Consider the following 22,649-nt stretch of genomic DNA (forward strand, 5'->3'; position numbering starts at 1 on the left):
GAAATAGAAATGAAAAAAACAATCATAATTTTAAGCTGCATCGTTTCTTCCATTACATTTAATTCATGTGATAGCTTTTTAGACGCGGAAAACCTTTCAAGCGTATCTGAAGCGCAGCAATTTGACAGCACACCAGATGCATTTACCGCATTAGTTGGGGTATATAGCCAATTGGCCGGTGATGACGGATACGGACAAAGATTAGCTTTAATTTATCCTCATTCCAGTGACGATTTCAGAACTTCCGGAGACTATAACTGTAATGACAGAAGAGGAATTGCAACCTTCGGATCATGTTCTACCAACTCAGAACTAAACAAACCGTTTCTAAAATTATATTCAGGAATTGAAAGAGCAAATCTTTGTATTAAAAACATTCCCCTTTCTCCGGTATATAAAACAGGATCTGATGCCGATAAAAAATTAATGGATCGCTACCTTGGTGAAGCATTAACATTAAGAGCTCAATTCTACTATGAATTGATCAGAAACTGGGGCGATGTTCCTTTTCAGGATAAACCATCGGCAGATATGGAAACCATTTATCTGGCTAAAACAGACAGAGACGTTATCTATGACAGATTGATTGATGATCTTGCCACCGCAGGAAATTTAGTGCCATGGAGATCAGAAGGAAACACGCCTTCAGCAAGAATTTCTAAGGGAGCTGTAAAAGGGCTTAGAGCAAGAATAGCATTGGCAAGAGCAGGATACTCTTTAAGAAGAAGTCCACAACTGATGGCCCAAGGATCTAACCCTCAGAAATACTATCAGATCGCCCTTGATGAATGTAAAGAAATCATGAATCATGCTTCAGAGCATAGTTTAAACCCAAGTTATCAGGCCGTTTTCAAAGCTTTGCATACGAATGCGCAAGATGCTACTAATGAAGTTATTTTTGCAGTAGGAGCTTTTGGTGGTAACGCAAGAACAGACAGTAAAATTGGATATTACAACGGGCTTAAACATGATGATAATTCCTCTTGGAAAGGTGGCGGCGGTGTGAATGCACTTCCAACATACTTCTACGAATTCAGCAAATATGATCTGAGAAGAGACATGAATGTGGGTGTTTTTAAAGTGAATAACACCAATCAGGCAGAATTGGTATCGGCTATTACCTTTACAGATTCGAAATTCAGAAAATCATGGACAACCGTTACCGGACCTTCTCAAAACCTTGCGATCGACTGGCCTTTAATTCGTTTTTCAGATGTATTGTTAATGTTTGCAGAAGCAGATAATGAAATTCATGGAGCCCCTTCACAAGATGCAATCAATGCAGTGAAATTAGTAAGAAATAGAGCTTATACAGGAAACCTGGGACAAGTGGGAACAATTCCTACCGATAAAGTTGGATTCTTCAATTTTGTTGCTCAGGAAAGATTATTGGAATTAGGTGGTGAGGGAATCAGAAAATATGACCTTATCCGTTGGAATTTATTAGATGCGAAGATTACAGAAACAAGACAGAAACTGACCGCTTTTGCTAATGGAACAGGTCAATACGCAAACGTTCCTTTAAATCTTTACTTTAAAAAGTCGGTCTACGATCCTACGAAAACAGCGCAGCAAAATATCACTGATATTGATATTTTCACGACACTTACAGATAAATCTCAGGTATTTTATACGCCTTCCCAAGACGCAACACCTTCAGGGTATACAAAGATTGCCTGGAGAGCAGCAGTTTTACCAACTTATGTGAGTGATCCGGTAAAAGGTTTTGCACAATATTTCCAACCTAATAAAAGAGAATTATTACCTATTTATAGCGATATAATCCAGTCTAACTACAATCTTACCCAAGATTACGGTTACTAGGAATATAAAAATACATTCATATTTAGTTTAAATACAGACTTACTCTGTCACAGGAGATAAGTCTGTATTTTAAAAAAATCCAAAATTAAATTCAATGAAAGATTCCTCTTTTCATAAAAATTTCATTCTGTTTTCTGTTTTTGCTGTAGTACTTTTAAGCCTCCTTTCTTTCAAAGCTCATGATAAAACAATCGTAGTTTCGAAAGACGGAAAAGGCAACTTCACCACCATACAGCAAGCCATTGACGCAGTTGAAAACGAAACCTCTAGCAGAACAAAAATTTTAATAAAAGCCGGAGTTTACAAAGAAAAGATCATCATTCCCGAAACAAAAGGAGTGATTCTAATGGAAGGTGAAAATCCTGAAAACACCATCATCACGTACGATGATTTTGCTTCAAAAAAGAACCCAAAAGGAAAAGAGATAGGAACAACCAATTCATCTACGATTTTTATTTATTCAAATGATTTTACAGCGAAAAATATTTCATTTGAAAACAGCTCAGGAAGAGTGGGGCAAGCTGTTGCAGTTTTGACTTCAGGTGACAGAATTGCTTTTGAAAATTGCAGATTCTTAGGAAACCAAGATACTTTATATTTAAAAGGAGTACAGGATCTAGCAGACAAAACAAAGCCTTCAAGAAATTATTTTAAAAACTGTTACATCGAAGGAACCACTGATTATATTTTCGGAGCCGGAACAGCCATTTTTGAAAACTGCACCATTTATTCCAAAGAAGGCGCAAGCTATGTGACTGCCGCTTCTACTCCACAGGAAAATGCATTTGGATTTGTTTTTATTCAATCTAAAATTATCGGAAATGCTAAAGAAAACTCTGTGTATTTGGGAAGACCTTGGAGACCTTTTGCAAAAACTGTTTACATTAATTGTGAAATCAATTCAACCATAAAACCTGAAGGATGGCATAATTGGAGCAAACCCGATGCAGAAAAGACAACATTCTATGCTGAATCAAATTCAAAAGGAACAGGAGGAAATATTTCTAAAAGAGTTTCGTGGTCACATCAATTAACCAAAGAAGAAAGAAAAAAATATTCTACAGAAAATATTCTCAAAGGAAACGATAACTGGAACCCTAAAAAGAGTTTCAACTAATTTCAGTCCAATACTCAATACCAAAGATTTTCAATCATGAAAAAGTATTTCACCACCTTATTCACAACAGCCATTCTATGCGGAATCTCAACTTTCGTTGAGGCTCAAAATGTGGTAAGTTTCCCCGGTGCAGAAGGCTTTGGCAGATATACAACAGGTGGACGTGGTGGAAAGGTTTATGCTGTCACCAAATTAACAGACGATGGCTCAGAAGGAACGTTGAGGTTTGCTTTACACCAAAAAGGACCGAGATACATTGTTTTTAAAACAGGCGGAACCATTTATTTGGAATCACCGTTGAAAATACAGGAAGGCAATGTGACCATTGCTGGACAAACCGCTCCCGGAGACGGAATTACCATAGCCAATTACGAAACTTTTGTAGCAGCAGATAATGTGATTATCCGTTATGTGAGATTCAGAATGGGTGATCAAAAAAAATTTGAAGGAGACGCTTTGGGCGCAAGGTTTATCAAAAATTTAATCGTAGATCATTGTTCAATGAGCTGGTCAACAGATGAGACGGTTTCCATTTATGTGAACGAAAATACAACGCTTCAATGGTGTGTGATTGCAGAAAGTTTAAGAAATTCTTTTCATCAAAAAGGAGCCCACGGATATGGCGGAATTGCCGGAGGAAAATTGGCCTCTTTCCATCATAATATATATGCTCATCACGACAGCAGGAATCCAAGATTGGGGGAATATGCAGGAAGTAAATTTGCATTAACAGACCTTACCGATTTTAGGAATAATGTGATTTACAATTGGGGACACAATAATGTATATGGAGGTGAAGGAATGAACGTGAACCTCATCAATAATTATTACAAACCCGGACCGGCTACGATCACAAAACAAAGAATTGTTGCCATTGATAAAAATGAAAAACCTCAAGCTGAGGTCTACAATATTTGGGGGAAATATTACATCAACGGAAATGTAGTGGAAGGAAGCCCGGAAGTAACGAAAGACAATTGGACAGAAGGCGTTTTCAGTCAAATGAAATCTTCTTATCATCTGACGGATAAAGATAAAAACGAGATCAAAATCAATCAGCCTCATGATATTCAGAATAATGTAAAAACACATTCTGCAAAAGAAGCCTACGAAAAAATCTTACAGATCGGAGGTGCAAGTTTGGTGAGAGATGTAGTCGATGCACATGTATTGAAAGATGTTAAAAACGGAAGTTTCACTTACAAAGGTTCAAAAGGAAGTGCCAACGGAATCATTGATTCACAAAATGATGTTGGAGGATTCCCAAAATTGAACGACGGCAAACCGCTACTCGATTCAGACAACGACGGAATGCCTGACGAATGGGAAATCAAGCATCAATTAAATCCAAAAGTATCCAACACCAACGGAAGAGATTTAGATAAAAACTACGACAATATCGAAGTGTATTTCAATGATATTGTTAAGAAAATTACTGAAGGACAAAACTAATAACTAAGAAAACTTTTTAATGAACTTATTTAAACTTTTATTTTGACCACAAAAGAGACAAAAGATTAACATTTGAGCTATTTAAGTGCATCATAAAGTGCAAACAAGAACACATAAGTAAAAAAATCTTTGATTTTTATTCTTTTGCAAGCTTTATTTTTAAGATAGCTGAACTTTAAATGATTTAATAATAGCTTTTGCCTCTTTTGTGGTTTAATTTTTTAATTAGTTTAAACAGGCTTAAAACATCAATTATAATAAAAAGTAATATGTCAACATTAAAATTCAATTTATATAAAATATGGGTCGCGGGAGCGGTTATGAGTTCAACATTTAGTTTTGCTCAGACTTCTGTGATTGCTCAAATTAAAAAAAATCCGAAAGCTCCTTTTTCCTACGCAGAACTTTCTGTGAAAGAAGGAGGGAAATGGGAAGGCGACAAATACATTGGCGGAACTTTTAAAAATGTTCAGGGATTAACAATTCCCACAGATCACACCGACCATTCAACTTATATCAGATATGAAGGCATCGGGTTGGAAAACAATCAGATTGGTTATAGATTATATTTAGATTGGCGAAATGCCACCGATATTTTCGGTAAAAAAGTAAACACACTGGTTTTACCGGAAGTTGGACAAGACGGCTTTGAATCGTATCATCACGATGCTCCTTGGGGACAGGATGTGTTGAAATCTGGCCGTACCATCGGTGTTGGTTCTTATGGAAGATATGACGAGCAAAATGATTATGTTGAAACTTTTAAAATCGTAAAAAATACAATCGTAAAAGTAGTCAATGAAAAAGATCAATCTTCAGCAACCATCGATTACAAAAGATGGAAAACCTGGGGTGACGCAGTAGATCTACAATCAAAACTAACGATTTTCAACAAAGACCGTTTTGTAAAAGTAGATTTGAATTTGAGTAATACCCTATCCGGATTATGTACCGGAATTGTTGCTATTAAAAATATTCCATTAAAACAGGGAATCAGTAAAAATAAAAAATGGGCTTACATTGCCACCTACGGAAATCAAACCGAAACTAAAAAAGAGGACAATCTGGGAATGGCTGTCTTCTACCCTCTTGAAAGTTTTGATAAATATGTGAAAACAAAATCTACTCATACTGTAGTTTTTAAGAAAACGAAGAATGTTTCCTATTACTTTTTAGGAGCATGGTCTTTGGAACCTAATGGCTTGACAACAGAAGAATCTTTCTACCAAGATCTGGAGAAAAAGCTGGACATTTTAGATAAAAATAATCAACTTTAAAGTTTAAACTTATGAACTTTATCAACAATCATATTAAAATTTACGCACTCACGGCTTTATGTTCCGGAATCTTTTTTTCGTGTGCACAAAAGCCTTTGCATACCGCTTCAAAAGAAGTAAAATCGGAAGTAAAAGGAAAGATTTCAACAACACTTCCCTGGTCACAAAGAATGCTGCAATCTGAGATTAAACGTTTCCCTGAAGCCTGGATGTTAGATTACAACAAAAATCCAAAATGGAGTTATCCAACTGCTATCGTTTTAGAAGGTGCAGAAAAACTGTATGAAAAAACAGGCAATAAAGAGTATTACAACTACATCACCAAATTCGGCGACATGATGGTAAAGGAAGATGGAACCATTGTTTCCTATGATCTTTCAAAGTACAATATCGATATGTTGAATTGTGGAAATGTGCTTCTTTATCTCTACGAAAAAGAGAAAAAAGAGAAATATCTAAAAGCGTTACAAACACTTCGTTCACAAATTGACGGACAACCGAGAACTTCAGAAGGCGGTTTCTGGCATAAGAAAATCTATCCCAATCAAATGTGGTTAGATGGCCTTTATATGGGAGAACCGTTTTATGCCAATTACACCCACGAATTTTCAAAAGGAGCTGATGCAGAAAAAGCTTACAATGATATTGTTAATCAGTTTGATCTCATTCAAAAACATCTGTTAGATAAAAAAACAGGGTTGTTGTATCACGCTTGGGACGAAAGCAAGGAACAGGCTTGGGCCAATAAAGAAACCGGACTTTCACCTAATTTCTGGTCAAGAGCAATGGGTTGGTACGGAATGGCAATCGTCGATGTATTGGATTACTTACCCCAAAACCATCCCGGAAGAGCAAAGCTAATTTCATACTTAAAATCGTATACCGATGCGGTCATCAAAGTTCAGGACAAAGAAACCGGACTTTGGTATCAAGTGTTAGACAAAGGGGCAGACAAAGGAAATTATCTGGAAGCTACAGGTTCATCGATGTTTGTGTATGTGATGATGAAATCTGTCAACAAAGGATATTTGCCAACCTCTTATAAAACATATGCTAAAAAAGGTTATGACGGAATCATCAAAAATTTAATTTCTGTGGATGAAAACGGTGTTGTGAATTTAAATCAATGCTGCGCTGTGGCAGGTTTGGGTGGAACGCCTTACAGAAGCGGTTCTTATGAATATTATGTGAATGAAGAAATTCGTTCCAATGATCCAAAAGGAACCGGACCTTTTATTTTGGCAAGTTTAGAATTTGAAAAATAAATTATTACAGCGCTGTCATTCAGAACAAAGCGAAAGCGGAGTGAAGAATCTATAAAAAGTATAATAGATTTCTCCTAACGTCGAAATGACAACTGGTGGATCACTTTTAATCAATGGAACCGATTTTATGAAGACAAACAATATTTTCAACATAGCAGCAACCTTGGTACTGTCAATTGCTTCAACATATCTTAACGCACAGGAAAAAAATTACGTTTCTGAAGTATGGACGGCCGATCAGGGAAAGAACTTTAGAAATCCCATTTTATACGCAGATTATTCAGATCCCGACGCTATCCGTGTTGGAGATGATTATTATATGACCGCTTCAAGTTTCAATGAGGCTCCGGGATTGCCTATTCTTCATTCAAAAGATATGGTGAACTGGAAATTGGTGAACTACGCCATTCAGGACGTTCTTCCTAACGAACATTTTTCTACTCCCAAAAGAGGGGACGGAGTTTGGGCACCCAGCATCAGATTTCATAAAGGAGAGTTCTACATTTATTGGGGAGATCCCGATTTCGGAATTTATATGGTGAAAACCAAAGATCCGTTGGGAGCTTGGGAAAAACCAGTTTTGGTGATGGAAGGAAAAGGGTTAATAGATTCTTGTCCGTTTTGGGATGAAGATGGAACGGCCTATTTAGTTCATGGTTGGGCGGGAAGCCGTGCCGGAGTGAAAAGTATTTTATCCATCAATAGAATGAATCCTGAAGGAACTAAAGTCTTAGACAAAGGTGTTCATGTTTTTGATGGTCACGATCATCATCCGACCGTTGAAGGTCCTAAAATGTATAAAAGAAATGGCTACTACTATATTTTTGCTCCCGCAGGAGGAGTGGCCACAGGTTGGCAATTGGTCTTAAGATCAAAAAATATGTATGGTCCTTACGAGGAGAAAGTTGTGTTGGAGCAGGGTTCCACAAAAATCAACGGGCCACATCAGGGAGCCTGGGTAGATACGCCTTCGGGAGAAGATTGGTTCTACCATTTTCAGGATGTAGATGCCGGAGGAAGAATCGTTCACCTACAACCTATGAAATGGGAAAAAGATTGGCCCGTCATCGGAATCGACAATAATAAAAACGGAATCGGCGAACCGGTTTTAACTTATAAAAAGCCAAACGTTGGCAAATCCTACCCTATCGTTACTCCGCCAGAAACAGATGAATTTGATGGTGAAAAATTAGGTTTGCAATGGCAATGGAGTGCCAACGAAAATATCGTTTGGTCATCCAAACTTCCCGGACAAAAATTTCTAAGATTATTCTCTATGAAAGTTTCTGAAGGAGAAAAAAATCTTTGGAACGTTCCGAACCTATTAACTCAAAAATTCCCTGCTCCAAATTTTGCAGCATCAACAAAAGTTACATTAACTCCCGAAGATGCCAAAGAAGGAAAAGCAGCAGGACTTTTAGTCATGGGATTGGATCATGAATCGATTATCATTACCAATAAACCGGACGGATATTATCTTCAGTTAAGAAGAGCCGAAAAAGCAGACAAAGGCGGTGAAGAAAAGATTTTATTTGAAACTAAATTAAAAGGAAACGAAGCCTATTTAAAAGTAAACGTAAATGAACCGAATGGATTGTGTCAGTTCAGCTATAGTGAAAACGGAAAAAATTTCACAAAAGCAGGTGAAGTCTTTCAGGCAAAACCCGGAAAATGGATCGGTGCAAAAGTAGGTCTATATAGCATAAGCACAGCTAAGGCACCTCGCGGTGGATATGCAGATTTTGATTGGTTTAGAGTAACTAAAAATTAGAATTAGGGTTGGTAAATCGCAAAGACGCAAAGAAAATTTAAAGGTATATGCGTTAAGGCGCAAGGATTTTATCTTCGATAAAATTTAATACTTCAAAATTCATTGAAAATCTATGATTTTCTTGCGCCTTAAAACACGATCAAGTTTAAAAATTTTGCGCCTTTGCGATAACCAACAAGATATATTAGTCATGAAGAAAAAAATAAAGAAAATCGCTTCGTTTTTATTCAGCGTTTTGCTGTTGTCTGCGTGTCAATCCCAAAGTCATGCACAAAAGACAATGGCAAAACAGAATAAAAAAATCACCCATATTTACCTCATCGGAGATTCCACGATGGCAGATTATACGGGAGATTACGAGCCCGGAAAAGAGTATATGAAAGTTCGTTACCCAATTACAGGTTGGGGACAGGTTTTTCAACCGTTTTTTGTGAAAGATAGTTTGGCATCTTTACAACCTGCCATCACAACAGATTCTGTTGCAGTGATTGATAGGGCTCATGGCGGTAGAAGCACCCGAACTTTTTTTCAGGAAGGAAGATGGAGATATGTGTATGAACATATACAACCAAACGATTATGTGATTATGCAGTTCGGTCATAACGACGGTTCAGAAAAACATCCGGATCGTTATGTAAACATTCAGGGGTACAAAGAATTTTTAAGATTATTCGTTAGCCAAACCAGACAAAAAGGAGGAAACCCAATCATCTTAACCCCTGTCGCAAGAAATTATCCCTGGAAAGACGGGAAATTAGAAAATGTACATGGAGAATACTGGCAGGCTCCTATTGATATCGCTAAGGAAATGAAGGTTCCTTACATTGATTTAAACAAATTATCAATGGATTATTTCACCCAAAAAGGACAGGATTTCACCAGCAATCATTATTTCATGAATCTTCCTGAGAATGTATATGAAGCGTATCCTAAAGGTCAAAAAGACAATACACATTTTCAACCGGAAGGAGCAAAAGTTATAGCGTCTATGGTTTATCAAGAATTTAAAAAAGTAATTAAAACTCAAAAAAAATAAAATGAAGAAGTCTCTTAAAGTTATTGGTTTAGTAGCAGCAATGATGTTTTCAGGGCAAGTGTATGCTCAGAATGTGGATATTTATAAAAACATTGAGTTTAAAATGCCTCAGGTTACAGAAACTTCTTTTGCTGCCAACACCGTTTCTATCACTCAGTATGGAGGCGTTGCAGGCGGAAATGTAAAAAATACAGAAGCGTTTAAAAAAGCAATCGATGATCTTTCCAAAAAAGGAGGTGGAAAATTAGTTGTTCCTCGCGGAATGTGGCTTACAGGTCCTATCGAATTAAAAAGCAATATCAACCTTCATGTAGAAGAAGGTGCATTCATTATATTCAGCAAAGACAAAAAAGATTATCCTTTGGTTGATGTAAGTTTTGAAGGATTAAATACCATCCGTTGTCAATCTCCAATTTCAGCAAAAAATGCAAGCAATATTGCCATTACCGGAAAAGGAGTAATTGACGGAAGCGGTGATGCATGGAGAGCCATCAAAAAAAGCAAGGTAGCAGAATCTGAATGGAAAGAAATCGTTGCATCAGGTGGAATTTTATCTTCCGATGGCAAAAACTGGTATCCTTCAGAAAGTTATAAAAAAGGATTTGAAAGCAGTTCAAACTTCAATGTTCCTGATAAAATTTCTAAAGAAGAACTCTCAACCGTTAAAGATTTTCTTCGTCCGGTTATGGTAAGTTTGGTAGGTTGTAATAAAGTGTTGTTAGACGGACCAACTTTCCAAAACTCTCCCGCATGGAACCTTCATCCATTGATGTGTACAAACGTTATTTTAAGAAATCTTACAGTTAGAAATCCTTGGTTTTCTCAAAATGGTGACGGTGTAGATTTGGAATCGTGTAAAAACGTTTTGATCTACGACAATACGTTTGATGTTGGTGATGATGCCATTTGTATTAAATCAGGGAAAAATGAAGACGGTAGAAAAAGAGCCATGCCTACTGAAAATGTTATCATTAAAAATAATGTAGTCTATCATGGTCACGGAGGTTTTGTGGTAGGAAGTGAAATGTCTGGTGGTGCGAGAAATATCCAGGTTTCAGACTGTACGTTTATTGGAACAGACATCGGTCTTCGTTTTAAAACAACCCGCGGAAGAGGAGGAATTGTTGAAAATATTTACATTAAAAATATTGATATGATTAATATTCCAACGCAGACCATCGGTTTCAATATGTTCTATGAAGGCGCGTCTCCGGTATTGGAAGACGGACAGAAAAAAGAAGGAAATAAAGCCCCTGAAAAAACATATCCTGTCACAGAAGAAACACCTATTTTCAGAAATATTTTCTTTAAAAACATCAATGCGGTAAACTCTTATGAAGCGATTACCTTATTTGGTTTAGCAGAAATGAATCTTAAAAATATCGTCATTGAAGATTCTCAGTTTGACACAAAAAAAGCTTTAACCATCGTTGATGCAGACGGAATTACTTTGAAAAATGTAAAACTTAGATATACTGAAGGCACTGGCGCAACCATTTACAATAGTAAAAACATCAATCTTTCAACCGTGAAATTTGAATCTACAAATAAGCCATTGGTTAAAGTGTTAGGAAATAAAACGGGAGCTGTATTGTTACCCAAAGAAGTAACATCTGATAAAAATGCACTTTCTATCGGGACAGAAGTAACTAAAAATGCAGTTAAATAGTTGGTCATCGCAAAGGCGCAAAGTTTTTAAACTTGATCGTATTTTAAGGCGCAAGAAAATCGAATATTTTCAAAAAAATACAATCTAAAATTTTATCAAAGATAAAATCCTTGCGCCTTACAGTACAAACATAATAAGTATTCTTTGCGCCTTCGCGATTCGCCAACAAACTAAAACAGGTATCAAAAACAGCATTAAAAAATTCCACAAGCGAATGATTTTCAATAAAAAACTTTTTTATATTTCTATTTTTTGGGTAGGAGAAACATTAGCATTCGGGCAAGTTCCACGACCGAATGCTACTCCTTACACCAATGAAGTTACCTATGAAAAATTAAAGAAAAAATATCCTTTTATCACTCCAATTGACCGACCAATACCTCAAAATATTGGAATTGATAAAGAAGTAGAATACGCCAATATTAATGGACTTTCCTTAAAGGCTGATGTATATTACCCTCTCGATAACTCAAAAAAACATCCCGGAATTGCAATGGTTCACGGCGGTGGCTGGATTTCCGGAACTAAGGAAAATGAAAAATACATGGCCATGGAGCTTGCTTCAAAAGGATATGTTACCATTGCAGTCGGTTATCGATTAGCAGATGTCGCAAAATATCCTGCCGGAGTTGAAGATATTGAAACTGCAATCAAATGGTTAAAGAAAAACAGAAAAAAATATTCTTTAGATCAAGATAAAATAGCTGTATTGGGCGAATCGGCAGGCGCGCAAATGGCTACTTTGGTTGGAGTACGCTCAAAGAACAACATTAAGGCTATCGTGAATGTTGACGGAATTGTTTCGTTCATCCACCCAGAAGCTGAAGAAAGTACATACGCTGCGTATTGGCTGGATGGCGACAGAAATACCAATCTCAAAAACTGGACAGAAGCTTCACCATTGGAGTACGTGACTAAAAATACACCTCCTACCCTTTTCATCAACAGCTCCCAACCTCGATTTCATGCAGGAAGAGATGAAATGATGAAAAAATTAAAAGCGTATCATATTCCAACTGAGTTTCATGAAATTAAGGATACACCGCATTCTTTTTGGTCGGCAGAACCTTGGTTCATGGAAACATTACATTACACGGTTGGTTTTTTAGATAAAGTTTTGAAATAATCCTCTTTTAATTTTTAAAACAACATTTTGATTTAATACTTCTATCTCTCGCAGATTTTGCAAATTTCGCAGATGATTATGTTGAAAAAAATCTGCGTAATCTGCCAAATCTGCGAGAAAATTAATATCGTTTGCGTCAAAAATAGTATAGCCTATGAAAAACTTATTTTTAATTCTCTTCATTTCGATGACTCAATTTCTGTTTGCAGAAAATGAACCGTATATCAAAATTACCGTTGCTAAAGACGGAAGCGGAGATTTCACATCCATTCAGAAAGCAATAAATTCAGTAAGAGATTTAGGCCCTGCGGAAGCTTTAATTTTTATTAAATCAGGAACATATCATGAGAAGATTGTTATTCCCACTTCAAAACATAAAATCACGTTAGAAGGTGAAAATAAAGACAATACAATGATCATCAACAATGATTTTTCGGGAAAACCAGATTCGTTCAATGAAAAAATGACAACCTTCAATTCTTATACTGTATTGGTGATGGCTGATGATATTAAAATCAGTAATCTGACTATTCAAAACAGTTCATGCAATGAAGGGCAAGCTGTTTCTCTTCATGTGGAAGGTGACCGTTTTATTATTAAAAATTCTACTATTTTAGGTTGTCAGGACACCCTATATTCTGCAACGAATCATAGCAGACAATATTTCGAGAATTGTTATATCGAAGGAACGACAGATTTTATTTTCGGACAGGCAACCGTAGTTTTTAAAAACTGTACGATTAAAAGTTTAGCCGATTCTTACATCACTGCTGCTGCCACAGAAGCCGACAAACCATATGGTTTTGTTTTTATTGATTGTAAATTAATCGCGAAAGAAGGCATTACAAAAGTTTATTTAGGAAGGCCTTGGCGACCTTACGCTAAAACAGTTTTCATCAATACCGAAATGGGAAAACATATCATCCCTGAAGGCTGGAATCCCTGGAGAGGAGACAAAATGTTTCCTGATAAAGAAAAAACCGCTTACTATGCAGAATTCGGAAGCAAAGGTGAAGGAGGAAATATAGCAAAGCGTGTAAGCTGGTCACATCAATTAACAAAAAAGGATTTGAAAAAATATACATTAGAAAAAATATTTAATGGCTGGAACCCTTAAACATGGGTAATAAGTAATTGGTGATGAGTAATTACACCCATGTTTAAATTGACATAGGAAAATGGAGCGTTAAAAAAATTAATTCTGTGAACGTTAAAAAAATTCTACTGTTTGAGCGCAACACAAATATTGAACCGAAGAACAAATATCAAATTTGCGCGAGTTTTAGAATTTTTAGAGAACAGAAATAATTTTTAGCGGAAGTTTCCAAGTCTTGAACTTTTGGTGCTTTTGTTTCAAGACAAAAGAAATTTAATTAAAAAACTATTTACAATGAATAAAAAACTTGCATTACTATTTCTACTCTTATCCATAATAACATTTGCACAACAAAAACCAACCCTATTCCTTATTGGAGATTCCACAATGGCGAATAAGGAAAATCCGGATAAAAACCCGGAACATGGTTGGGGACAGATGCTTCCGCCATTAATGACGTCAGGAATTGAAATTCAGAATCATGCAACCAATGGAAGAAGTTCAAAAAGCTTCAGAACAGAAGGAAGATGGGATAAAGTAATGAAACAGCTTAAAAAAGGAGATTTCGTTATTATTCAATTTGGGCATAACGACCAAAAGCTGAATGATTCTGTACGTTTCACGAATCCTTATACTCAATACCGAGCGAACTTGGAAAGATATGTAAATGAAGCAAGGTCGAAAGGAGCGACTCCAATTTTAATGTCTTCCATTGTCAGAAGAAATTTCAATGAAAATGGAGTGTTGGTAGATACCCATAAAGAATATCCTCTCGTCGTAAGAATGGTTACGAATGAGCTGAAAGTTCCTTTTGTAGATTTACAGTTATTGACAGAGCAAATGGAAATTTCTTACGATCCTGAAAATTCGAAAAAGCTACATTTGCACTATAAAAAAGGAGATACAGATTATTATCCCGAAGGAAAAGATGACGATACCCATTTATCAAAATTAGGCGCGGAATCTATTGCTAAATTGGCGGTACAATCTTTGAAAACGTTGAAAACGGGCTTGGAGAAGTATATTAAATAGTTTTAAACGCAAAGACTCAAGGCATTCTTGAGTTTGTAAATATTCTTTAAGGCGCAAAGATTTTATCTGCGATAAAATTTCACACTGAATAACTGAAAATCTTTGATTTTCTTGCGCCCTAAAACAGAATTAAAATTAAAAACTTTTGCGCCATTGCGAATAACCAACAATAAAACATAGAAAAATGGAATTCAAAAAAGAACCCTTCTTTGACGGAAATTCTGAATGGGAAGATTTAGGAAATGGAGTTTGCAGACAATTTGTAGGATACAATTCTCAGGTTATGATGGTCATCGTAAAATTTGAGAAAGATGCGATTGGAACGTTGCATCAGCATTTTCATTCTCAAATTACGTATGTTGCTTCAGGAAAGTTTGAAGTAACCGTTAATGAGGAAGTGAAAATACTACAGAAAGGGGACGGGTTTTTCGCTCAGCCCAATATTTTTCATGGTGTGAAATGCTTAGAAGAAGGACAATTAATTTATGCATTCACCCCATTTAGAGAAGATTTCCTTACTCCATAATACGTTGGAAGAATAAACAATACACTAAATCTCTTTATATACATTGCTCTCCCGCAGGTTTTACAAATTAGTCAGATGTATTCTGTAAGATTGGTAAAATCTGCGGGAATTTTATATGCAAGCAACGATTATTCATCATTTTTAACACTACAACAAAATGCAACCGATTGAATTAATAAAATAAACAACATTATAATTATATAAATATTGATACGTTAAAATATAAAACAATTAATTATACATTTAATAATTTCACAACTCACCAAATCACAAAAATATTAAACTATGAAAACAAAAATCAAAGTTGCTTTATTGACGGTAACTTTAAGTTCAACTTTTGCCCTAATTGGTTGCGGACAAGACGACATCAAAAGTGAATTGAAAGAAAGCCCCAACACCATGAATCTAGGCGCATTAGAAACCAATGCCATTATTCCTCTCGCCAATTGCGTAGCTCCGGGATGGGCTTCACAAAATGGGGGAACTACAGGAGGTGGAACCGCTGCCGAAACTACAGTGACAACCTATGCACAATTAAAAGCTGCCCTAGAAAATACAGCGGTTAAAGTTGTGAAAATAACAGGAACCATTACGATTACCACGCGTTTATCGCTTCAGGATCAAACCGGAAAGACAGTTTATGGCGCAAGTGGTGCCAAATTGGTTTCTACGGACCAGACTGCAAGTGGCTCAGGAATTATCAACATTAAAAGATGTGACAATATCATCATCAGAAACCTCATCTTTGAAGGCCCGGGAGCTTATGATACAGACGGTTGGGACAATGCTATTTTAGATGATTGTAGAAATGTATGGATTGATCATTGTGAGTTTAGAGACGGTGTAGACGGAAACTTTGACATCAAAAATAAATCTGACTTTGTTACGGTTTCGTATACTAAATTCCATTATTTGAAAACACCAAAACCAGGAGGTTCAGGAGGAACAGACGATCACAGATTTTCGAATCTTATCGGATCAAGCGATGGAGCTACTGCCGATGCAGGAAAACTGAATGTAACGTTTGTTCGTTGCTGGTGGGCACCTGGGTGTAAAGAGCGTATGCCAAGAGTGAGATTTGGAAAAATACATATCATCAACAGCTATTTCAACAGTTCAGCGAGCAATAAATGTATTGCAGCTGGAGTTCAGGCAAATATTCTTGTGGACAGAAATGTTTTTGAAAACGTAAAAGAACCTATTAATTTAATGAGCGGATTTACTGCAGTTACTCAAACCGGAAGCATCTTTACCAACATAACAGGAAACACAGCCGGAAGCGGAACGGCATTTACACCGCCTTATTCAATTCCTGCTTTATCAGCTGCGGACGTAAAAGCTGATGTTACCGCCAATGCAGGTGCTACTTTAGGAGGCAATATTTGCAATACATTATAAGTTAAAATTAAAATTGTAGACGAAAATGACTGAGTGTAATGCTCAGTCATTTTCTATTTACATTAATTTTCATGTTTTATTTAGGAGCTTTTTCCCGCTTTCCATTGCAATCTTTTTTTTCAAAAAAGGATTTTCATTATAATCGGGGCTAGGGTTGAAGTCGTATTTTCAACCTATGCATTTCAACACCTATTTTGTCATCCTGAAAGGATCTAAGCATAGTATTAGAAATCTATTTAGGTTCATTATGAGAAGTATAGCTAGTCTCTGCTGAGCCTGTCAAAGTAAAGCAATCTTTTTTTGCTATCTTTTAAGATGGTATTTCAATCGTTGAGATCCTTCCAGGATGACAAACTTTGTGGATAACTGTGATGCTTACTATTATATATTGAGATTGCTTCGTCGCTCCGCTCCTCGCAATGACACCAAAAATACGACAACTCCACGACCCTAAAACCCTCTCACTCTCAAACCCTAAAACTCTCCAAGTCTTCAGCCCTAAAACATCACATTATTCTTCTGCGCCCATTTCGGGTATTCTTTATCAACCAGTTTTTCAGGGCTATCACCAAACCAGCTGTACCCGTTTCTCCTTTCTTCGGAAACATCGTTATAATTATATTTTACACTTCCGTCACGATCTCCGAACAACGGTTTATTGTTATGGATATCATAAAATCTAGCCCAAATGATAGAATTTTTATCTTCAGCCAAAATCCTAACCGCTTTCCCGTTTTGTTTGGTTACGTTATAACTGTACCCTTCAATTTTATTCATCTTAAACCAGTTTATTGCAGATTTAATTGATTTTTGAATTTCCGGAGTGGCAGGTTGCATCATTAAAAATTTTACAACATTGACCGATTCTCCAGTCGCCAAAGAAATAGGTTCAAAAGCTCGGGCTTTATCGGGCTGCATTGTGATTTCATTATATTGATCTCCCCAAATTGACGGAGTTCCTTTTTGCAACACCTGCGTTTTTAAAATACAGTCAATTCCTTTTTGAACAGCAGCCTTCGATTTTTCTTTTACCTTAGAATCCACAACATCAAAATCATTTTTACCTTCCGCCACATTATACAAAACCGTTAAAGCATTGATCATCGCGTTGTCATTATACGTAATCTGCTTTCTGTATAATCCTGTATTCGGATAATATTGAGGAAATCCACCATTTTGATACTGCATCGAAAGAAGATAGTTAATTCCTTTTTCTGCTGACTTGAGGTATTCGGGATTGTTTGTTGTTTTATATGACTTAATCAATGCATTGATCTCTCTGGAAGTTGCATTATTGTCAATCGTAGCGTGATCATCTCCCGTCGCTTTAATCTTCTTTAAAAGATTTTTATCGATGGGTAAATTATAGTTCACCACAGATTTATCGTTGAGTTGTTTTCCCCAACCGCCATTTGGAAGTTGATACAGCAACATTTTTTCGGCTAAGGTATCTTTTATCTGGGCTGAATAATGTACAGCCGCTAATCCAAGAATTAAGGTACAGATTTTTACATTCATTTTTATTTATTTAATCTTAATCAATAAAGGATTAGCAATGATCTTAGATTGTTTCTGCAACAGCGCTTCCCAATCTTTTTGTGTTTGAACCTGTCCGCTTTTTTGCCATGCAAATCCTGCGTAATACACGAGTTTTCGCTGAGGTTTGGTAACTACCAACAGATTACTCTGATCCGGAGTTTTAGACGTAAAGGCAATAGATTTTTCAACAATTTTAGGATCAACAACAATTCCTTCGCCTACAAAAGCATCATCAATTTTCTCCCAATGAAGGTAATATCCGCTTTTATCATTCAGTTTTGCTTCGCCTTCATTTTTATGTAATGTCACTCCGATGGTATAATTGGGAACTTGTTTTTCAGCCTCAAAAGTAGATTCAAACTTTGAGAAATTAGAACCCAGATCTAAAGAAATACGTTTGGTTTCTTTGATTCCATATTCACTCCATGGATTATAAGTTAATTCAAAAACCGTTCTTAACGGCCCTGTTGCAATGGTTTTGGAAGTCACAAAATTCTGAGAAACCTGAAGACTGTCGTTTTTCCAAATTCCTGTCCCTCCCGTTCCACGGCTGTCTCCCACATGATAAGGATCGTATCCCTCTCCTCTTGTATCTTTATGGTAATACATCGGATCCGTCATATATCCTTTATACCATTTATTGATGATGGGTTGATCTGTTCTTTTTAACCAAATATCAACACCACTGGAAAGTGTACTTCCATTAACGCCTGCTAACGCTTCCTTCTGCCCTTTTGGTCCGTATACCCGGAAAGCTATTTTATCATTTTCCCACGCATAATCGTCTACACGTTCCGGAACCAATCTTGAATAAGTGGTTAATTTACTTTCAGGAACGGGAGTTTTAGCATCTGCAACAATCGTATAAGAATTGGTTTTATTGCCTTCAATATTGGCTTGAAACAATAATTCGTCACTTTTGCCATCTCCATCATTATCGATCCATTGGATAGGAAGATATTTGTTCCCGTTATCTTTGATTCTAAGATCAGATTCTTTGTTTTTGTTTAAAAAAGATTGTAGGTTTGAAACAGGAATTGAAACGACTTCCGTTCTAGGAAAATCCAATGTATTTTTAATCTGAATGGAGTTTTGTGCTTGTAAAGAATTCGCACCAATGCAACCGATTGCACTCATCAATCCAAAAAGAGAAATTTTATTCATAAACATATTGAGTTGTTTCTCCAAAATTAGAAAATATTTTCAGTTTTGCATAAAAAATCCTTATCAAGGATAAGGATTTAACACTATTTTAGGAAAAATAATGCGCGTAAAATTTAATGAGTATTTTTTTAACCTCAACTATTCACTCCAAGGCGAATGAAGAATACAATCACAAAAGTTTTTTCTTTCGAAATTAGGAATCATAAAGGCGCAGACATCTGCCTTGATATTCCCGAAAGTAGTTTCTGTTTTGTTTTTAAAACCATCAAAAAAGGTTGGAATTATTTTATTCTTAAAGTCATTTCTAGGAAAAGCTTCGATAATTTCATTTCTGTTTTTTTCACTTAAATGTTCATATCCCTCTCCCATCACATCCAATCCAACTCCGGAATACATCAAAGCTACTTCGTTTTCTTTATGTTCTGCAATTCCGATTGTCGTATGAAGGGCAATTGTATCCCACACCAACTGTAATTTTTCTTTCGGGATTCCGTGGCTCTTCAGAAAATCTCTTGCTGCATTGGCTCCATCCACTTCAAATCTTAAATCTGAACTGCTGTAATGCGGAACCAATCCTAAATCATGAAATACAGAACTTACATATAACAGCTCTTCATCATATTCAAGGTTCTTTCTTTTACCATTTAGCGAAGAAAAAAGGAAAACCCGTAAAGAATGATTGTAGATAAATTCGGTACCGTGTTCTAATAATAATTCGGTGGCTTCTGTGGCAATTTTACTATCGGGAATGGTGATTCCTGCAATGCTTTGTAATCTTTGAACTGACATACTTTTTTAATTTTTATGATAACAAAAGTAGGTGCATTCAAGACTGAAAGGAATGTCAGAATCTTCACATTACCTGCCAATATTTACAAAGATCTTGCGGTAATCTAAAGGGGAAGTATTTGTATGTTTTTTGAAAAAATGACTGAACTGCTCCGGTGTGCTAAATGACAGTTCGTAAGCAATCTCTTTAATAGTTTTAGCTGAAAACTGAAGCAACCGTTTTGATTCTGCGATAATTTGTCCGGCAATAATTTCCTTCGCTCCTTTTCCGCTTTTCTTCTTAGCGATATCCGAAAGTTTTCGAGGTGTTAGTAAAAGCTTTTCTGCATAATACAATACATCGTGCATCTGATGATATTCTGTACTTACAAGCTCCAGAAACTTCCGGAAGATCTGATTATCAAAATCATCAATCCCTTCATGAAAAGAGGGAGCTAGATTGGCTAATTTAATCATCAGAATTTTTAAGTAAGCCGCCATTGCATCCAACTTGTTCGGATAATCATCGCTGAGATATTCTTTTAATACAATCTCACAAATGGGGTCCAATTCTAAAAAATCATTTTGATGTAAAGATAGCCGTTGATGAAGGGCAGCATCATTGAATAATAAAAGCTTGCAATTGGAAGCACTTGCAGGAGCCTTTTCCCAAAAGCAATCTCCAAAACTGATTTCAAATCCGGATAATTTTGTTTGTGGAGAAAATGAAAACATTTGCCCTTTTGAGATTAATAAGATCTCTTTATCTTGAAGTTCAAACTCTTTATCATCGATAATAACACTTCCCGCTCCTTCATGAATAATAAATACACGATTATAGGTCACGCTTATCGAAAATCCTTCATTCAATATAGAATGGTCTAATCTAGAAATCTGGAAAGAATCTTTTATTTCTCTGTCAAGTATAAGAGTATCAATTTGTAGCATTTAATTTCTAACGATTTAGTTTTTCAAATGTACCAATATCTGAATTTATACAGACTATCGTATTAATTTAATAAAATAGTAACGGCAAGTGATACTTTTTACAACAAAAGAGATATTTCATACAATCTTTTGATTTTGAGAACGAATATGTTTGTAAAGATTTAAAAATATAAATTATGAACACCCTGAAAAAATTATTTTACCTATTGACAGTTTTCATGTTAACTGCAACTACAGTATCTTGTTCAAACGATGATGATCATTTAATCATTGAAGAGCAATTGACCCCTTCACAGGTTTTATCTTCTACCCCTTGGGAAACAACTGAAGCAAAAGATAAAAACGGACAATCTGTTGCATTAACAGATCCCGCAGTAGCAGGATTTGTTGGATTCTCTTACTTTAATGGAGATGGTAAGTTTGCGATTTACGGACTTAATAATGTATTACGCTCCATGGGAACCTGGTCTGTAGATTCACAAGGAAAAACAAGAACCATTACCGCTCTTCGTCCTGACGGAACAACCATCTTTAGCCGTAATGTAGATATTCTTGAGCTGAACAGAAATGTTTTCACCTATAGAATTCATACCAACGCTAGTGATCCTTCGGTATATTATGATATTATCCATACGAAGGTAAATCATGCTGAACCAAGCAATGGTCAGAGAATTTTAGCTTCTACTCCTTGGGAAACGACAGGAGCGAAAGATAAAGACGGAAATGCGATGAGCTTAACCGACGCCAATGTAGCAAGCTATGTAGGATTTGCTTACTTCAGAGCTGGTGGAACATACGCTATTTATGGATTAAATAATGTGTTAAGAAACCAAGGAGACTGGTCTATTTCTGCCGATGGAAAAACAAGAACTCTTGTCGCTAAAGATCCTACTAGCGGAGCGGTTATTTTTACCCGTGATGTACAAATCCTTGAATTAACCAATGAAAAATTCACCTACAGAATTACTCCTAACACAAGTAATCCAACGGTATTTTATGATATTATCCACACAAAGGTCAGCCATTTGGAGCCTTAATGGATGTGTTAGTTTTTTAATAATGAAGGAAAGCCTGTTCTATCTAGAACAGGCTTTTTGTATGATACAATTTTCTTTTTTTAATTCAACAAACCTCATCTGCTAATACATGAGTTGCTTTTTATCATTGTTTCTCCATCCCGCCTGGCTATCATATTTTACAAAAAATATTTTTAAATCTGCCTGACTCGCATAGTCAACAAAATATATTTTCTTTTTGGCCTGACTTCCATATTCGGTAAAAAACCATTTGCCATCATTAGTTCCGGCCTGAATGTCATATTGCACTTTATATACTTTAAGATCAGCCTGACTTTCATATTCCACCACAAAAACTTTTACATCTGCCTGACTAGAATATTGAGTTGAAAATACTTTCTGGGCCTGCATTTTTACAGCTAACACTATAAACGAAATGATCAGTAGTATTTTCATAGGGTATTGTTTTAAAATCAAGTAAAAAGTTACTCAATAATATTGATATGAGCATCATTATTTTTTTTAATCAACTGATCATAAAGCGTTTTAAAAACCAATCACTTTGAGCTTTTCAGAAAGTGTATATTGAGCTTTTGAGAAATAGTACTTACCTTTATTATATTGA

Annotated in this window: 19 protein-coding genes; 14 read left to right on the forward strand and 5 right to left on the reverse strand. The window is 36.0% G+C overall.

The window, feature by feature from the left end:
- Positions 1-9 precede the first annotated feature (9 nt).
- The 13 genes from AMQ68_RS22845 (at position 10) to AMQ68_RS22905 (ending at position 16,589) form a co-directional block, all read left to right on the forward strand.
- Positions 10-1,824, forward strand: a complete 1,815-nt coding sequence (locus tag AMQ68_RS22845; protein WP_054512923.1) for a RagB/SusD family nutrient uptake outer membrane protein — start codon at positions 10-12, stop codon at positions 1,822-1,824.
- A gap of 94 nt (positions 1,825-1,918) precedes the next feature.
- Positions 1,919-2,941, forward strand: a complete 1,023-nt coding sequence (locus AMQ68_RS22850) for a pectinesterase family protein (protein WP_054512924.1) — start codon at positions 1,919-1,921, stop codon at positions 2,939-2,941.
- Positions 2,942-2,977: 36 nt separating this feature from the next.
- On the forward strand, positions 2,978-4,393 hold the full coding sequence (locus AMQ68_RS22855) for a polysaccharide lyase family 1 protein (protein ID WP_054512925.1): 1,416 nt from the start codon (positions 2,978-2,980) through the stop codon (positions 4,391-4,393).
- Between the two features lie 269 nt (positions 4,394-4,662).
- Positions 4,663-5,670, forward strand: a complete 1,008-nt coding sequence (locus AMQ68_RS22860; protein ID WP_082384257.1) for a DUF4861 family protein — start codon at positions 4,663-4,665, stop codon at positions 5,668-5,670.
- An 11-nt stretch (positions 5,671-5,681) separates the two neighbouring features.
- Positions 5,682-6,935, forward strand: a complete 1,254-nt coding sequence (locus tag AMQ68_RS22865) for a glycoside hydrolase family 105 protein (protein WP_054512926.1) — start codon at positions 5,682-5,684, stop codon at positions 6,933-6,935.
- A gap of 127 nt (positions 6,936-7,062) precedes the next feature.
- Positions 7,063-8,706: a glycoside hydrolase 43 family protein gene (locus tag AMQ68_RS22870; RefSeq protein WP_054513037.1), complete on the forward strand. Its 1,644-nt coding sequence runs from the start codon at positions 7,063-7,065 to the stop codon at positions 8,704-8,706.
- Positions 8,707-8,896: 190 nt separating this feature from the next.
- Positions 8,897-9,742 (forward strand): rhamnogalacturonan acetylesterase, encoded by an 846-nt coding sequence (locus AMQ68_RS22875; RefSeq protein WP_054512927.1) that lies wholly within the window; start codon positions 8,897-8,899, stop codon positions 9,740-9,742.
- Position 9,743: 1 nt separating this feature from the next.
- Positions 9,744-11,411, forward strand: coding sequence for a glycoside hydrolase family 28 protein (locus AMQ68_RS22880; RefSeq protein ID WP_054512928.1), 1,668 nt, complete (start codon positions 9,744-9,746; stop codon positions 11,409-11,411).
- A 214-nt stretch (positions 11,412-11,625) separates the two neighbouring features.
- Positions 11,626-12,537: an alpha/beta hydrolase gene (locus AMQ68_RS22885; RefSeq protein WP_054512929.1), complete on the forward strand. Its 912-nt coding sequence runs from the start codon at positions 11,626-11,628 to the stop codon at positions 12,535-12,537.
- A gap of 154 nt (positions 12,538-12,691) precedes the next feature.
- The gene (locus tag AMQ68_RS22890) at positions 12,692-13,654 is read left to right on the forward strand and encodes a pectinesterase family protein (RefSeq protein ID WP_054512930.1); all 963 of its coding nucleotides are present in this window, start codon (positions 12,692-12,694) and stop codon (positions 13,652-13,654) included.
- A gap of 273 nt (positions 13,655-13,927) precedes the next feature.
- Complete coding sequence (locus tag AMQ68_RS22895; protein ID WP_054512931.1) at positions 13,928-14,665, forward strand: rhamnogalacturonan acetylesterase; 738 nt, start codon at positions 13,928-13,930, stop codon at positions 14,663-14,665.
- Between the two features lie 184 nt (positions 14,666-14,849).
- Entirely contained in the window at positions 14,850-15,191 is a 342-nt protein-coding gene (locus tag AMQ68_RS22900; RefSeq protein WP_054512932.1) for a cupin domain-containing protein, read from the forward strand.
- Positions 15,192-15,476: 285 nt separating this feature from the next.
- Positions 15,477-16,589, forward strand: a complete 1,113-nt coding sequence (locus tag AMQ68_RS22905) for a polysaccharide lyase family 1 protein (protein ID WP_054512933.1) — start codon at positions 15,477-15,479, stop codon at positions 16,587-16,589.
- Between the two features lie 498 nt (positions 16,590-17,087).
- On the opposite strand, the gene pelA is transcribed toward AMQ68_RS22905, so the two are convergent.
- The 4 genes from pelA to AMQ68_RS22925 all read right to left on the reverse strand — a co-directional run bounded on the left by pelA (position 17,088) and on the right by AMQ68_RS22925 (position 21,008).
- Positions 17,088-18,107 (reverse strand): pectate lyase, encoded by a 1,020-nt coding sequence (gene pelA / locus AMQ68_RS22910; RefSeq protein WP_123905771.1) that lies wholly within the window; start codon positions 18,105-18,107, stop codon positions 17,088-17,090.
- Positions 18,108-18,113: 6 nt separating this feature from the next.
- Positions 18,114-19,292 (reverse strand): DUF4861 domain-containing protein, encoded by a 1,179-nt coding sequence (locus AMQ68_RS22915; protein ID WP_054512935.1) that lies wholly within the window; start codon positions 19,290-19,292, stop codon positions 18,114-18,116.
- Positions 19,293-19,430: 138 nt separating this feature from the next.
- Positions 19,431-20,081, reverse strand: coding sequence for an HD domain-containing protein (locus AMQ68_RS22920; RefSeq protein WP_054512936.1), 651 nt, complete (start codon positions 20,079-20,081; stop codon positions 19,431-19,433).
- Between the two features lie 69 nt (positions 20,082-20,150).
- Positions 20,151-21,008, reverse strand: a complete 858-nt coding sequence (locus AMQ68_RS22925) for a helix-turn-helix domain-containing protein (protein WP_054512937.1) — start codon at positions 21,006-21,008, stop codon at positions 20,151-20,153.
- A gap of 176 nt (positions 21,009-21,184) precedes the next feature.
- On the opposite strand from AMQ68_RS22925, the gene AMQ68_RS25455 reads away from it, so the two are divergent.
- Positions 21,185-22,045, forward strand: a complete 861-nt coding sequence (locus tag AMQ68_RS25455) for a DUF4822 domain-containing protein (RefSeq protein WP_198408898.1) — start codon at positions 21,185-21,187, stop codon at positions 22,043-22,045.
- A gap of 102 nt (positions 22,046-22,147) precedes the next feature.
- On the opposite strand, the gene AMQ68_RS22935 is transcribed toward AMQ68_RS25455, so the two are convergent.
- The gene (locus tag AMQ68_RS22935; RefSeq protein ID WP_054512938.1) at positions 22,148-22,480 is read right to left on the reverse strand and encodes a DUF6150 family protein; all 333 of its coding nucleotides are present in this window, start codon (positions 22,478-22,480) and stop codon (positions 22,148-22,150) included.
- Between the last annotated feature and the right edge of the window lie 169 nt (positions 22,481-22,649).

This window comes from Chryseobacterium sp. ERMR1:04, from assembly GCF_001297705.1.
Classification (GTDB): Bacteria; Bacteroidota; Bacteroidia; order Flavobacteriales; family Weeksellaceae; genus Chryseobacterium.